At 38.4% G+C, this 12,533-nt stretch carries 20 protein-coding genes; 17 read left to right on the forward strand and 3 right to left on the reverse strand.

Features of this window, described 5'->3' with window-relative positions; genetic code table 11:
* Positions 1-2,853, reverse strand: coding sequence for a hypothetical protein (locus ACKTT2_RS44955; protein WP_407898928.1), 2,853 nt, complete (start codon positions 2,851-2,853; stop codon positions 1-3).
* A gap of 39 nt (positions 2,854-2,892) precedes the next feature.
* On the opposite strand from ACKTT2_RS44955, the gene ACKTT2_RS44960 reads away from it, so the two are divergent.
* The 12 genes from ACKTT2_RS44960 to ACKTT2_RS45015 all read left to right on the forward strand — a co-directional run bounded on the left by ACKTT2_RS44960 (position 2,893) and on the right by ACKTT2_RS45015 (position 6,284).
* The gene (locus ACKTT2_RS44960; RefSeq protein ID WP_407898930.1) at positions 2,893-3,108 is read left to right on the forward strand and encodes a hypothetical protein; all 216 of its coding nucleotides are present in this window, start codon (positions 2,893-2,895) and stop codon (positions 3,106-3,108) included.
* Positions 3,101-3,481, forward strand: a complete 381-nt coding sequence (locus ACKTT2_RS44965) for a beta barrel domain-containing protein (protein WP_407898932.1) — start codon at positions 3,101-3,103, stop codon at positions 3,479-3,481. The genes ACKTT2_RS44960 and ACKTT2_RS44965 overlap by 8 nt, the downstream gene beginning before the upstream one ends.
* Positions 3,482-3,564: 83 nt before the next feature.
* Positions 3,565-3,771 carry a DUF433 domain-containing protein gene (locus tag ACKTT2_RS44970; protein ID WP_407898934.1) on the forward strand — a complete coding sequence of 69 codons (207 nt, stop codon included), beginning with the start codon at positions 3,565-3,567 and terminating at the stop codon, positions 3,769-3,771.
* A 4-nt stretch (positions 3,772-3,775) separates the two neighbouring features.
* The gene (locus ACKTT2_RS44975; protein ID WP_407898936.1) at positions 3,776-4,141 is read left to right on the forward strand and encodes a hypothetical protein; all 366 of its coding nucleotides are present in this window, start codon (positions 3,776-3,778) and stop codon (positions 4,139-4,141) included.
* Entirely contained in the window at positions 4,131-4,415 is a 285-nt protein-coding gene (locus ACKTT2_RS44980) for a hypothetical protein (RefSeq protein ID WP_407898939.1), read from the forward strand. Before ACKTT2_RS44975 ends, ACKTT2_RS44980 begins: the two co-directional genes overlap by 11 nt.
* Positions 4,415-4,630, forward strand: coding sequence for a hypothetical protein (locus tag ACKTT2_RS44985; protein WP_407898942.1), 216 nt, complete (start codon positions 4,415-4,417; stop codon positions 4,628-4,630). The genes ACKTT2_RS44980 and ACKTT2_RS44985 overlap by 1 nt, the downstream gene beginning before the upstream one ends.
* 138 nt (positions 4,631-4,768) lie before the next feature.
* A complete protein-coding gene (locus ACKTT2_RS44990; protein ID WP_407898944.1) occupies positions 4,769-4,906 on the forward strand; it encodes a hypothetical protein in 138 nt (45 codons plus the stop codon).
* 1 nt (position 4,907) lies between these two features.
* Entirely contained in the window at positions 4,908-5,096 is a 189-nt protein-coding gene (locus ACKTT2_RS44995) for a hypothetical protein (protein ID WP_407898946.1), read from the forward strand.
* A gap of 88 nt (positions 5,097-5,184) precedes the next feature.
* Entirely contained in the window at positions 5,185-5,382 is a 198-nt protein-coding gene (locus tag ACKTT2_RS45000; RefSeq protein WP_407898948.1) for a hypothetical protein, read from the forward strand.
* Position 5,383: 1 nt separating this feature from the next.
* The gene (locus ACKTT2_RS45005) at positions 5,384-5,737 is read left to right on the forward strand and encodes a hypothetical protein (protein WP_407898950.1); all 354 of its coding nucleotides are present in this window, start codon (positions 5,384-5,386) and stop codon (positions 5,735-5,737) included.
* 14 nt (positions 5,738-5,751) lie between these two features.
* Positions 5,752-5,976, forward strand: coding sequence for a hypothetical protein (locus ACKTT2_RS45010; protein WP_407898952.1), 225 nt, complete (start codon positions 5,752-5,754; stop codon positions 5,974-5,976).
* A 95-nt stretch (positions 5,977-6,071) separates the two neighbouring features.
* Positions 6,072-6,284 (forward strand): hypothetical protein, encoded by a 213-nt coding sequence (locus tag ACKTT2_RS45015; protein ID WP_407898954.1) that lies wholly within the window; start codon positions 6,072-6,074, stop codon positions 6,282-6,284.
* Positions 6,285-6,448: 164 nt separating this feature from the next.
* Here ACKTT2_RS45015 and ACKTT2_RS45020 read toward each other — a convergent pair whose 3' ends face one another.
* Positions 6,449-9,172: a hypothetical protein gene (locus ACKTT2_RS45020; protein ID WP_407898956.1), complete on the reverse strand. Its 2,724-nt coding sequence runs from the start codon at positions 9,170-9,172 to the stop codon at positions 6,449-6,451.
* On the opposite strand from ACKTT2_RS45020, the gene ACKTT2_RS45025 reads away from it, so the two are divergent.
* The 3 genes from ACKTT2_RS45025 to ACKTT2_RS45035 are packed head-to-tail and all read left to right on the forward strand — an operon-like array spanning position 9,173 to position 10,679.
* On the forward strand, positions 9,173-9,430 hold the full coding sequence (locus ACKTT2_RS45025; protein WP_407898958.1) for a hypothetical protein: 258 nt from the start codon (positions 9,173-9,175) through the stop codon (positions 9,428-9,430). It begins immediately after the preceding gene.
* Positions 9,427-9,678, forward strand: a complete 252-nt coding sequence (locus ACKTT2_RS45030; RefSeq protein WP_407898960.1) for a hypothetical protein — start codon at positions 9,427-9,429, stop codon at positions 9,676-9,678. The genes ACKTT2_RS45025 and ACKTT2_RS45030 overlap by 4 nt, the downstream gene beginning before the upstream one ends.
* Positions 9,679-9,719: 41 nt before the next feature.
* Positions 9,720-10,679, forward strand: a complete 960-nt coding sequence (locus ACKTT2_RS45035; protein ID WP_407898962.1) for an AcrVA2 family anti-CRISPR protein — start codon at positions 9,720-9,722, stop codon at positions 10,677-10,679.
* 121 nt (positions 10,680-10,800) lie between these two features.
* Here ACKTT2_RS45035 and ACKTT2_RS45040 read toward each other — a convergent pair whose 3' ends face one another.
* The gene (locus ACKTT2_RS45040) at positions 10,801-11,313 is read right to left on the reverse strand and encodes a hypothetical protein (RefSeq protein WP_407898964.1); all 513 of its coding nucleotides are present in this window, start codon (positions 11,311-11,313) and stop codon (positions 10,801-10,803) included.
* A gap of 250 nt (positions 11,314-11,563) precedes the next feature.
* On the opposite strand from ACKTT2_RS45040, the gene ACKTT2_RS45045 reads away from it, so the two are divergent.
* Together ACKTT2_RS45045 and ACKTT2_RS45050 are read left to right on the forward strand one after the other, a co-directional pair.
* A complete protein-coding gene (locus tag ACKTT2_RS45045) occupies positions 11,564-11,692 on the forward strand; it encodes a hypothetical protein (protein ID WP_407898966.1) in 129 nt (42 codons plus the stop codon).
* A 31-nt stretch (positions 11,693-11,723) separates the two neighbouring features.
* Positions 11,724-12,533 (forward strand): hypothetical protein, encoded by an 810-nt coding sequence (locus ACKTT2_RS45050; RefSeq protein ID WP_407898969.1) that lies wholly within the window; start codon positions 11,724-11,726, stop codon positions 12,531-12,533.

The raw sequence follows: 12,533 nt of genomic DNA on the forward strand, positions 1-12,533 counted from the left end.
CTAGAATCCTGGTGTTAAAGTACAGTACAAACTTGTTCCATCGCTAATACACGTTAGCATATCTGTTTTATTTGCTGCTGACGATAATGTAGGAACAGTACCATTAGGGAATTTAAATTTACTACTATATCCGCTTATTATTCTACCACCTGTTGAGTCTTGCTTAATTAAGAATATGTATGTTGCTTGTTTTAAATTGATTGTATCAAACGAACTTACATCGTTATTCAATGTCAAACTATAAGTATTACTCAAGCTCAAATCAACTGAAAGAGTGGTAGAAAAAGTAATATTCTGTATGTTTATTCCCTGGACTCCATCGTATTGTTGAGGTAAAGATGTTGTAGCTAATGCATGAACTAAACCATTATTTTGCAATCTATACTTTAACCTATTGTTCGTGCTATCGGCGAATACCCCTATTACGTTAGATGCAGTTGAAGGTGACGTTGATGGTATGAGTGAAACACTAGATGTAGCAGATAAAGTGCCAGCAGCACCTTGAGGTATGGTGAAGTTGAGTACGATATCACCATTTGTTCCAGCGTTTATTACAGAAGCGTTACTACCAGAAGCACCCGTTGTTACAGAACCTACAGTAAAAGCTGGCGATCGCGGCAATCCAAAATTGAGAACGGCAGCGTTTCCAGTTCCTCCATTTGCTACGGTGGGCGATTGATTGGGATTAAGTGCAGTTACAGTTCCAACACTCACAGTACCAGCAGCACCAGGAATTCCAGCAGGTAATACAAAATCGAGTATGGCAGCGTCCGTTGTACCACTGTTAGTTACTGACGGTGTTCCAGTACTAACAGACCCAACTTGCATTGTTGCAGCTTCACCTTGAATTCCCTGCGGTATATTGAACGTTAATGTCGGTGCAAGTTGAGTACCACCCAATGTCACGTTAGCTGGTGTTGTTGGAGATACGCTATTGACAGCAGCGATAGACAGTGTAGGAGATGCGCCTGTTTGACCTTTGATCGATGCAACCAGAGTCCAGGTATCATTCACCTTCTTGTATATGTCGCTGTTGGTGGTATTCAAATACAAATCATTGTTGATTCCCAGTCCGGAACTTGGAACGCCGCTACCAGTAAACCACTGCGTGCTGATGCTATCGAGTATTTCAGCAAGGTTTGCTATTGTTTCTACCAGTTGAGAAACACTGTGATCGATAGTTGTCACAGTGTTGATGTATTTGAATGCGACAAATACTTCGTAAGTAGTGGTAGAAAAAGAAGAAGCTTCTGCGATAACCGTTGTTGAAACAGACGTTGGTTTGTATAGACCAAAGTTGGCGGCGACTGTAGGTAAACTGGATGCGGTGAAATCAATCCAATCTAGCTTAAATGTGTCAACAAGCGCTCCTGGCGAAATCACTTTCTCAGAACGGTAGTACGCACTGCCGGACTTCAGGTAAAAAATGACTGACGAGGCGTTGAAGACCCCTTTGCTTACACCTGCAATTGTGGTATCTGGATAATTACTTCGGATATCCGTAGGATAATATATGGTTATTCCTACTTTACTTGTACTGTTGACTGTGATATTTCCGTAAGATGTCGCTATTCCCTCACCATCTACAGTTCCAACGACTGCTCGGATAACGGCGCTTTCCAGATCGTTGGAAGTGTTAGAAAAAGCAGTGCTGTTACTTGTGAGATAAATGTATTGTGCGGCGGTCTGGGGTATGAGTCCCGTGATGCTATCTTCACCAATGGCATTGAGTTCGTAGCGATCGACGATACCACTTCCTTTTAGTTTTCTACAACTCAACCCAAGTTCGGGTACAATGCGCCATTTATCGTATTCAGCGTAAATCACATTACCGAATACACCAGGGCTGTACACTCCGGTAGTGCCAACAAATTGAAGGTTTACCGACAGTTTTGCACCAAAAGGAACTACGTTACCCAGATGTTCGATTCTGAATTTTGGCGACACTCGCACAACTGCTGCATGACCGCTTGGTAGGTCTTCGGTTAGTGTGAGATGTCGTTTGTTTGGATCGAATAGTATTTCACCAGATGAAACAGATGTGTCGAGAACTGTTGTTGTGAGATTCACATATCCGAGCAATTCCAACACAATCAATCCAGAGAACAATTGACTCCGGTCTTCTTCATATAACTTGACAATGGTGCTGACTCTGGTTCCACTTGGTATGACTTCGGTGTAGTCATTACGCATCCAGTACACAACACCGGCACCTTTACTTCCGTCCACCGGATAGTCGGGTATTGTCACCTTAAGATCTGGTGTTCTGATGTCGCGATCGCATCCTCCAGGTAATGTTGTATCGCTGATGTATGTATCTGAGGATGCTACACGATACCAACGACCAACTGTAGCTGACAATACATTCAATCCATCGGGTACTTTTGTGCTGAACTTGTCGTACTCGTAGTAATAGTTGAGCGCCGCCACATAACGTATTAATCCGTATTCTGGTGCTAATGGTAACGATGATGCGTTGGCTACGGTACGATCGTTTAACGTAAGTTTAAATATTCTCTCACTAGAGAGAATAAGAGGTATTCCAATATCTGCAACGTTCACCTTGACGATTTGTGTGAGCGTGTTAACATCGTTCGTTAACGACGCTGAAACGATTACGTTCTGCCAGTCTTCGCTGTTTAGTAGAGGAGGTATTGTTATTGATAGTTTACTGGTTGCTGTTAAAGTTACTGGAACCAATACACTATTTTTATTTCTACCAACACGGTTTTCACCTTGTATGGATAAATAGATAGTTCCTGCAACACCTAACGAACCATCGTTAGTTATTGTTACGTTTGATGTATTGAATGGTAGCTTCGTTCTACCTGATGCATATTGTACGTATGCCATTGTTTAATATAATAGTTTCATCTATGACAAATATAACTTATGACGGCAGCAGAATTAATAAACGAACTCATGCTTTGTATTTGGGAAGATGACTATGCTTTACTTAGCATAACGAGTCATATGTATCATGGATGCTATGCGAACATACTGTTCAGCGACAAACGTGTAATTAATGGTTGGGATGCTGATTCAATAGATGAAGCGATATACGATTTGATAGATAAAATAGACAAACAGGAGAAAAAGAATGAGTAACTTAAATGATGTGAATGTTGGAGATTTGTTGCTGATAAGTAAAGGAAATTATCGCAATGAGTTGATTCTACCAGTTGTCAAAGTAACCAAAACTCAAATTGTTGCAAGTTCCGGTAATTCTGAAATAAGGTTTAGTAAATCAAGTGGTTACGAAGTTGGCGGTCGTCCAATGTTTCGATGGTGGGTAAGTCCAATCACTCAAGAAAGAGCCGATGAAATACAGAGAGAACAACAGCTACGCGAACACAAACGCAAATTAGTATATGAAATAGATAATGCGAATTTAGACAAACTATCAATTGGAACATTGGAACAAATATACAAACTTATCTGCAAACACAATGAAAGCCAACAACCCAATCAAACTAGCTAGTTATTATATCGACTATATATTTTGTAATAGGGATAGAAAAAAGAGTAATATGAACTGGTATAAAACTAAATGGAGCTTTCAAGATGTCTGGGAAAGAAAATAGCAGTTTAATATGTAAGCATAAACATATAGTTCGTCAACAGTACTGTATAAAACGAACGTTAGTTCCATGTTGGGCAATTAAAAGCGCGTACAAAGGTGGTGATGATATTGCTAACCTCATGTACGACTACAACCTAACAATGGATGAAATAGTGGCGGCAATAACGTTTAGACTGAAAAAGAGGTAGAAAAATGTGTGATTACGAGCATCCAAAAGTTTGGAACGAGGTGGAGCGTGTTTCCCGAAAGCAACACAAATGTTCTGAATGCGATCGTCAAATAAATAAAGGTACCAAATATTGGTATATTAGCGGCTTATGGTTTGACAAATGGGAAACATACAAAATGTGTATAGATTGCCACAAGATACACAATAAATGTAGAGAAAAGATGGATTGTGGCGCTCCTATGGGTGGCTTGATTCAAGAGTGTATTGATTCTGGTATATTAGATTGGTCAGATGAAGATAAAGATGGCGAACCAATATACGAATCCGCAGTTGATTGGTTGATTGTTGAATCACAATATCCGGAATTACGTATTAGTTATGTCGAATAATAAACAAGAATTAATTGAACGCTACAAACTTGTATGCCAAATGGAAGCATCACAACTCGAACTACCAGAAGAACTAGCACTTGTTTTATACAACGGACACGTTATGTCAGCAGTTCAAGAGTGGTCGAACGAACGACAGCTTGAATGGTTGATTGTTGTTAGCGGATTATACAGCAAATATCCTGCTGCTAAATTGTTGTTACTTTACAAAAAAGTAATAGAAACAATATACGAATACGCACATCACAGGTTAATAGTTAACTGGAGTCACTAATGAACGAGTGCGACCGCAATTTTTTATACGGATTTGAGTGTGGTAAATTATACGAGCAAATGAAGCGTCGCCAACCTATAATAGGCATATATCACACCGTCAATCTCGAACAAATACAGATGTTGTGTGAAAATTATCAGTACGTCATTGCGCGAATTATGTCGATCGCTGGTAAACCAGAGTTTGTAGAGATGGAACTATCTCCAAGTTACTAGACAACATTTTTTCTACCACGCTACAATGAAGGATGATGCTAGCATATGTGTTAGAGGATAACAAGTATGAAATCAATATCATTTAAAATAAACAGACCCAAATCTGATATACAACACATTATCGAACAAGTACGTCAGATGGACAACGTAGAAGATGTAGAAGGAATAATGCATCAGATAAATATTACTGCTGATGAGATTTCTCGTAAATGCGGTAGTAATGAAATTACAATACTCGTTCAAGACTTAGAACAGCAAATAAAGGATAACAAGTAATATGTCTAGTGGGTTGTTTGGTAAAGGTGACGAACGTAACGATCGTCCAGAACAAGATTTATCGGAAGTAAAAGACAAGATAGAAAAAACAGAGAATGTTCAGAATACGGAAGAGATACTTGAGAAAATCAAGGAAACAGCTAAAGAAGTAGAGAACCAAGATGAAGGTCGAAAAGGTTGGTTTTGCTAAATAGGTATAAACAATGCGGCGATCTATATTTTTAGAAACGCCGCATTTAAAGTTGTTATACTATAACTACAACCAATACTGTAAGAACATGAATAATGAAACAGAACTAGCGATTCAGTTATACGAGGTGTACGGCGATTCCGCACAATGGACGAACTTTCAAGGTAATCCAATGCCCCCCACATGGGAACAGTTACCCGAAAACATACAAACACATTGGACTGCTGTAGCGAACTATGTGTTAGATGAATACTCGCTGAACGGATATTTCGATATTTTTGAATAACATGATACAAACAATAACCGCTTATCGTACTACAGATGGTAAACTGTTCGATGACAAAGATGAAGCTGAGATATATCAAGCTGCAATTTTAGCTGAACCTATAGATAGAACATACGATCGTGGTTACGAAGTTGATGAAACTGTATATTATTTGTGTAGTAACATGACTCGTAGAGGAACGGCTGTTGAAGTTTCCACACATTGCGACCTTTCAGAAGAAGGAAAAATGATTATTCAAGACTTTATTCGAGTTAAATCTTCTAGCAATGACATTTACAACAGGGATTTCATTGGAAGACGAATGATAGAAAAATTGAGTTTTTATTGGGAAGATTGCGTTGATTTTGGTAGTTAATGAGGTAAATAACAATGAATAACCCAAAACAAACAATAGAGCAAGCAATTAAAGCAGTACAGCAATCAGTAGGCGAACTCGCCACCACACACAATGTACGCGCACTTCAACTACTACTGGAAGTTCAGAAGGAGTTTGATGAGCACCACTATAACAATACGTCTCGGAAAGACATAGAAGTCACCACATTAATTGGGCATGAAAGCGGTCATATGAGTTTCGGATTGGGTGATAAATAATTATGTGGATAAAAACAAAACCGACCTCTTTTAGGTATAAGGATAATGGAGTAATAATTCATCCCGTAGTCACCTTTATAAACGAATATGGTGGAATGGCGCACATTTGCCATGATGATGGATGTTACGTCTTAGTTCTACATCATCCGGCAACTTTAGGAGCGCCCGAAAAATACAGCAATCAAACACATTGGTTTAATGAAGCTGTCGAAGTGTTGAAAGAATTACCAAATCCTAATGATTACAAATCCCAATTATTGAATAAAATCAGATCGTGGGAATTTTGTTTTGATATTGAATCACTTTGACCTCAACCTATTTTTTCTAACAACCTGATTATTGATGCGGGGTACTGATATTTCGGTATCCTGTATTGTTATCAGATAATTGTTACCGCTAGTTTTCACGTTTACATTATTACTCACCAATCGTTTCAATTCATTCTTCAGTTGTTCGATTGCTGTGTTTTGGTTCATTGTGCGTTTACACGTCCTCGTCTTGGTAAATCAGATGATAATAACGATCCTAATGTAAAGTTAGTATCGTCAATAAAAAGTCCTGTAGGTTTGTCACTATCTGACGAACGTGGTGATGGAACTTCTTCTTTTTTATTCTGAACTGATATATTTCTATCCATTCCTAATTGTAGCGAAGTACCGCTACTTGTGATTAAAGGAACACCATATTCGTTGATTCCTTCAATAATAAGGCTGTGCGTACATCCCATAACACGTCTATAGTAGTAGGAACCTTTTAGATTAACTGTTACTTTATCTCCACTCCTCAACGATAAGTTTAATGGTACACTACAACTACTACTTAAAGTACTACGCATATCATCTATTTGTAATTGATTGGTTACAGCGTTTATAACGTCCTGTATGTTCTTTGCCTTCTCAAAATTATAACTACCAGTTCGCGGATAACCACCATTGTATGGTTGAGTCCAGATAACGTAACGGTACTTATCGTTCTTTTTTTGTTTATTTTTATCGTTGTTGACATCTACTAACTCGTATTTGGGTGGTTTGCGAGTGTGAACGGGTGGAACTCCCGTTGACTCAGATTCTGAGGTTTCTTCTACCACTGCTGCGAATTGCGGGTCTTGAGCTGTGAAGTTAGAAACAAATGTAAGGTATTTGTCTTCTTCTGGAGGTTCGCCGAGTTCGTAATTTGCTATCTTCGTGTTCTTTGACGGCAGAATTGTTAACTTCTGGCGGTTAAAAGTTTCAGTTCCACTCATTACATCCGGTTGAAATGGATCTTTACCTTCTCTTAATAAGTTATCCGGATTGGGAATCGAAATGAAACACGTGTACTCTTCCGTTTCGGCGATCGCGAACATTGGTTCGATATAGTTCGGGTTTTGCTCCCAGTACGACGTACCGTCCTTGTTACATTTCTTAATGTATTGTTCTTCCTTATCGAATTGTTTGTAGTAGTCTTTGTGTCTCACTAAAGCGTAGCGTTTTGCACCATAAACCGGAACCCACTCAAATTTATAGGTGTTGTATAGAGCGGTTTGATAATTACTAACTTCTTCACCTTCTTGAAGTGCTATTTGATAAGACTGAGTATAAAGGTCATCACCCTCTAATTTAGCTCTCATATATTTTTTACCTCGAATGTCGTATCCGAGAAGATACCCAGTTTTTTCATCGTAGATGTAATTTTTATAAGTTTCCTCAACGAGTTGCCAAAATTGAGAAGGATCGCCTTCTAAATAAGGTATTTTATCCTCACCTATAAACTTAAACTTAGTAATGTCGAACGCTGTATAAGCAAATGCATATCTTCTGGTTATTTCGAGAATCGGCATTCCATCTTCCTCTTCTCTATATATAGAAGTCTTGGAAGCGCCACTCCTGTCTGTATTCTGGTCTAACGATGTTAGTTTAACAACGTGAGGTGGTGGTATTGTGGGTTCGCTATCCCCTGTAGTGTATTTCCTTTTTTCTACCTTCCTCAGTTGGAATTTTTGTTCTGTAGATTGTTGGGTTGGCTCATTGACGACGTTGCCCGCATTATTAAATATGTCTGGTGTCGTGAAATTATAAATTGTCGGTTTGGGTATATTGTTGACATCTTCTGCTTGAATATAAGGGACGTATGGTGCGATCGTTGTGGGTACGAGAGCGCTGTAATTTGGCGATCGCACCGCTACACTGGCACCTTTAGTTATGGGTTCTTCTGGTAATCGGTTAATAGATGTAGAAAACTTACCTTCTAGTAAATCGTTATGCGAGTAGTTCCAGGATTGGACTGCGTTTATTTTTCTACAGATTATTGCTTGTGGACTGCTGTAATCGACAAAACTCTGCTCTATGTCTAGGTAATTACCAAGTTCGTTGGCGATCGTTGTCGTAGCGTTATCGCTATCGTTAGGAACTTCTATTTGGAAAGTAATACCCGTCACTGTTGCTCCTACACGACCTGCTAGAGCGTTTATAGAAACGTATTTTTGCTTGGTGGGGTCAACATATCCTATCTGACATGATGGGTCTTGAAAGTCACCAGACGTGCTGCTATTTGGATTGTTGAGAGCTATGGGTTTGTTTGCGTACATTTCCCATTTACCACGCAAACTGACGTTAACAATTGCTGTTGTATCGCTACTACTAATATCTTCTGTAAAGCCGTTGACAATAAATGCAAACCCGCAAATAGAAACAAATGTACCTGTGGAAAACCTATATCGCAAACTACCTAAATCTCGTTGGTCGCAAATAAGCGTCATACTACCAGATGGATGGTCTTGAAAATTATCGTTGATGGAAATACTGCCAACTATCGGCAAACCCGACAACCCCGAAATACCCGTTGCCGCTAGCGTTCTAAATGACGTGTTTGACGCAACGTATGAAACTTGTGTTATAGGTTTTTCACTAAACAGGATTATTTTTGTTCCATCAAATACAAATTCGCCGTTTTGTGGATTTGTAACATCGATAGCTCGAACGAATACCGTATCTACATTAGTTATTATTATGGGTATTTGATTATCTACCCCAAACGTATAGGTATGAGGGGTGTCGCCCTCCGTGACGACTGTTGGTTGAAGCGTGGTATCATTAAGAATCTCACAGAAGATCGCATCTCCCGTGAGTGGTGTCGATGGTTTTAGTTTGCTAATAGGTGAACTACCTCCAGCAAACTGTACGTTTCCTATTAACGAACTATTGGACAAAGACCACATATGAAGAACGATAAAGAACGAATAACGAACTTTAATGAACGTGGTCTTCCTGTAGAAATCATATGGGAGTCAGAGTATCTCGCACAAAAAATAACGTACAGATATAACGATGATAGCGTTCTTATTGAAGAGAAGGTACAACAATTAGAGAAACAAACGCATCATTTAAAAATAATGCTCGTTGAGTATTACGAGAAAACGTGTAAAACAATTATTATAGATGGTAATACGATTGAAATAATTGAAAGTGGTATATGAAAAGAAATGAAGCAGCTATATGTTTGCTGCAAAATGGATGGACGATAGAGGAGGTGTGTATTGTGTTAAATGGTGAAGAAGTGGTAGAAAAAAAGAGATGTCCAACTGTTGAAAATAGCAACACTTTAATTGAAATGATACGAAAAGGTGGTGTTGTAATTAGTGAAGATAATGTTAAGCAACATACAATACAAGAACAGATAAACAAAGTACGGCGTTTTGCTGAAAGTAATAAATATTACTTATAGCTTATTGGATAAAATTAAGAAATTGTTTGCTTGGATTAATTATGGAAGGGATAGAAATATCAAAAGAGGTTTTGGATAGCTTGTATGACAAGGCACGCGATCGCGTCAAACAGTCAGATATGTATCGACAAATAACTAAACGCAAGTACAGATCCGTTAGAGGATATCAGGATTGGCTTGACGTTATGGTGGAGTTTGTTTTCTGTTTACAGTGTTGTACTAAAGGGATGATGGCTTTACATGAAAATGTACTATTGATGTTAAGCGTTCAATTGATGAATGTTTACATATCGAAACGTGCCAGTTCGTATTGGTTGGATAGAGATCTTGCCGATATTTTTCTACATTGCGATATACCAGAAGGATTGAGCGAGCTTCCATCTTTCATTCCTTATGGTTTGTTGTTTCTTCCATTAGATAAAGCTCCTGTAGATTCAAATGGTAATTCCATATCGTGGATTTTGTTTTATAAGGCGCAAGCTGGAGAAGAGTTACCCGTTATCTTCTATGGTAGTCAGTATGCAAAACCGGAACCGATAGAAAAAGATTGTATTCTGTGGGTGTCGCAAGCAAAAGATAGCTCGTTTTACTCTGGAGCGATCGCTCCAGACTTTAAAACGCACGTTGTTACTCCAGATGGACTTAGTGCAAGCGATAGTGAAGCACAATTAACCAATACTATTAGTTCTTTACTGATTCAATCGCTGCTAGTCGCTCAACATTATCCCGAATGGTCGGATCGAGAAGAAAATGGTGGTGGTGGTTTTGGGAAAACTTCAGTTCCAAAATCTTCAAGAAAAGAGAACACTTGGTTAAATCCGAAGTGGATTGGTAATCTGTACGTTAAAGCACACAAACCGAGAAAAGACTTGGGTGGCACTCATGCTTCTCCTACATCTCACACTCGGAGGGGACACTGGCGCAATCAAGCTTATGGTGAAAAGTGGAGTCAGCGTAGAATGATTATTATTCAACAAACTGACGTAAACAAAAGATCGTAATGAGAAGTCAATAAAGAATCTACTGGATATTATTTATGAGAATACCAAAAGCAACAAAAAGTAAAGATGGATTGATGCGAATGTCAGTCAATATTGAAAGAGTATTTACAAGATGTTGAATCTACATAATAGTACGACGGTTCAATTCGACGAATTCAATATCGTACTCATTTGTGTATAATGGCGCGCCATTTTGACTGACACCACTCGTACCACTAGCGGAACTCACTTTGAGCATTCCTTTGCGAACGGTATGGGTGGTGTCTGTTATTTCGGGGTGACAGTAATCGAGCACAGTAACAGGAATAAATCGGTTGTACCCGCTTGCAATGCTACTGATGGCGAGAAATTTGAGTGTTTGATGGATCGACCAGAGATTGTTTGCAACCTTTGCTCTGAATCCAACACGTACTAGTTTAGGTGAGATAAATGGGTTGTTGAATGTATCGACGATATCAGTTTTTTCTGTTTCTACCCGACTATATTCAGTTGAATCGACTGGTAATATCAAGTAGTTGATTGAGTTTATGGTGGTGGTGAATAGTTCGGGAACGCCATATTGCGTACATATGGTTTGTTGGCACTCAATGTATAGGTTACGTATGTGGTTGTTGTTAGTGATTGTGCAGGTCATTCGGTGCGGATATAAAGAATGTTATATGTATTTTATGCGGGTTTGACAAAATGATTCAACCACACTCGTAATTAATATTCTGGCAAATTAAATATATTCTATAAGACTTTGGCTATCCAAGCAATGAACATATTTGGACGAGGTTGATGTGAAAGTAAAGAATTTACGTAGAAATACTGTTGTTGAATCAAATGACAGTGTAACATAATTTGCAAAAAAGGGACAGTATTATATTGGTAGACAATCAAAAATGAACAAAATCAGTAAAACAAAACTTCCCGTTCATCGGAAAGTACGCGAACAGTACGAACTTTCAGTAGTCAAAATGGTGGAAAGAGTAAACACAATAATTGTAGTAACAACAGATAAAACTTTGTAAATTAGATAATTAATCAGAAAGGTTGTTTGATATGGTGAAGTGTAAAGCTGCAAAAGTTTATAGTGAGTTCTGGAAAAACTACGAACCATTCGATTTAATTTATGGATATAAGAGTAGATTAGTTTTGTCAAGATTTCGAGTTAAAGATGGGAAACATTTTGATTATTGTCATGAAATATCTATTTATGACGATGATTCTATTTTCGTTCAAACCATAGATTTCTATCCTGAATTTTGGGCGGTTTATGAAGAATATTATTGGGTAGATTATTCGTGGGGTAATTTGAGTTATGAGGAAAAAGTAGACATTATAGAATTGAACAACTGTGGTACAGCTCACGCTTTTAAAAACGCCCATTGTTTTCTCAACTGGTGCTCTAAAAGTGTTCTCAATCAACTGGTCTGCAATCTATACGATTTTTCCTATTTCTGCGAAGTAAATGAAAAATATGAGAAATATTCTCCATGTTCTAGTTCCCTTTGTGTACATTACATCGAAGAGAAATTGCCGAAATTAAACAACAGATACGATTTTTGGTTGAGATGTTACGCTAAAAACGAGTGGCAGCAAGAATACTACTTCGATGTTTTCTACCCAAGATTCCCAATAGCTGGCGCAAAAATAACAGTAAGGATTGAGTTTCCACATAGACCGGAGTTGAACTTCAAACTACGATGGATAGACGGTCAAAGAGATTTGTTTCAACTGATACAGGACGAGTTTGTAGAAAAAGTAACAGACCTCAGATCGTTTACAACAACTCAGACTGTAAATATGTGGAAACATAGGAAAGTGCAAGAGTGGTCTGAGTTGGTGATACTCAATGAGAGGAGAAGATAA

It is taken from the genome of Scytonema hankhaensis NUACC26 (genome assembly GCF_045865695.1).
GTDB lineage: Bacteria > Cyanobacteriota > Cyanobacteriia > Cyanobacteriales > Nostocaceae > Scytonema.

Excerpts from the sequence above, each read along its gene's own strand:
- ACKTT2_RS44970 (WP_407898934.1), top strand. The coding sequence starts at position 3,565 with ATGTCTGGGAAAGAAAATAGCAGTTTAATATGTAAGCATAAACATATA.
- ACKTT2_RS44975 (WP_407898936.1), top strand. The coding sequence starts at position 3,776 with ATGTGTGATTACGAGCATCCAAAAGTTTGGAACGAGGTGGAGCGTGTT.
- ACKTT2_RS44990 (WP_407898944.1), top strand. The coding sequence starts at position 4,769 with ATGGACAACGTAGAAGATGTAGAAGGAATAATGCATCAGATAAATATT.
- ACKTT2_RS44955 (WP_407898928.1), bottom strand. The coding sequence starts at position 2,853 with ATGGCATACGTACAATATGCATCAGGTAGAACGAAGCTACCATTCAAT.
- ACKTT2_RS44985 (WP_407898942.1), top strand. The coding sequence starts at position 4,415 with ATGAACGAGTGCGACCGCAATTTTTTATACGGATTTGAGTGTGGTAAA.
- ACKTT2_RS45005 (WP_407898950.1), top strand. The coding sequence starts at position 5,384 with ATGATACAAACAATAACCGCTTATCGTACTACAGATGGTAAACTGTTC.
- ACKTT2_RS45050 (WP_407898969.1), top strand. The coding sequence starts at position 11,724 with ATGGTGAAGTGTAAAGCTGCAAAAGTTTATAGTGAGTTCTGGAAAAAC.
- ACKTT2_RS45025 (WP_407898958.1), top strand. The coding sequence starts at position 9,173 with ATGAAGAACGATAAAGAACGAATAACGAACTTTAATGAACGTGGTCTT.
- ACKTT2_RS45045 (WP_407898966.1), top strand. The coding sequence starts at position 11,564 with ATGAACAAAATCAGTAAAACAAAACTTCCCGTTCATCGGAAAGTACGC.
- ACKTT2_RS44965 (WP_407898932.1), top strand. The coding sequence starts at position 3,101 with ATGAGTAACTTAAATGATGTGAATGTTGGAGATTTGTTGCTGATAAGT.
- ACKTT2_RS45030 (WP_407898960.1), top strand. The coding sequence starts at position 9,427 with ATGAAAAGAAATGAAGCAGCTATATGTTTGCTGCAAAATGGATGGACG.
- ACKTT2_RS44980 (WP_407898939.1), top strand. The coding sequence starts at position 4,131 with ATGTCGAATAATAAACAAGAATTAATTGAACGCTACAAACTTGTATGC.
- ACKTT2_RS45000 (WP_407898948.1), top strand. The coding sequence starts at position 5,185 with ATGAATAATGAAACAGAACTAGCGATTCAGTTATACGAGGTGTACGGC.
- ACKTT2_RS45020 (WP_407898956.1), bottom strand. The coding sequence starts at position 9,172 with ATGTGGTCTTTGTCCAATAGTTCGTTAATAGGAAACGTACAGTTTGCT.
- ACKTT2_RS45035 (WP_407898962.1), top strand. The coding sequence starts at position 9,720 with ATGGAAGGGATAGAAATATCAAAAGAGGTTTTGGATAGCTTGTATGAC.
- ACKTT2_RS45040 (WP_407898964.1), bottom strand. The coding sequence starts at position 11,313 with ATGACCTGCACAATCACTAACAACAACCACATACGTAACCTATACATT.
- ACKTT2_RS45010 (WP_407898952.1), top strand. The coding sequence starts at position 5,752 with ATGAATAACCCAAAACAAACAATAGAGCAAGCAATTAAAGCAGTACAG.
- ACKTT2_RS45015 (WP_407898954.1), top strand. The coding sequence starts at position 6,072 with ATGGCGCACATTTGCCATGATGATGGATGTTACGTCTTAGTTCTACAT.
- ACKTT2_RS44995 (WP_407898946.1), top strand. The coding sequence starts at position 4,908 with ATGTCTAGTGGGTTGTTTGGTAAAGGTGACGAACGTAACGATCGTCCA.
- ACKTT2_RS44960 (WP_407898930.1), top strand. The coding sequence starts at position 2,893 with ATGACGGCAGCAGAATTAATAAACGAACTCATGCTTTGTATTTGGGAA.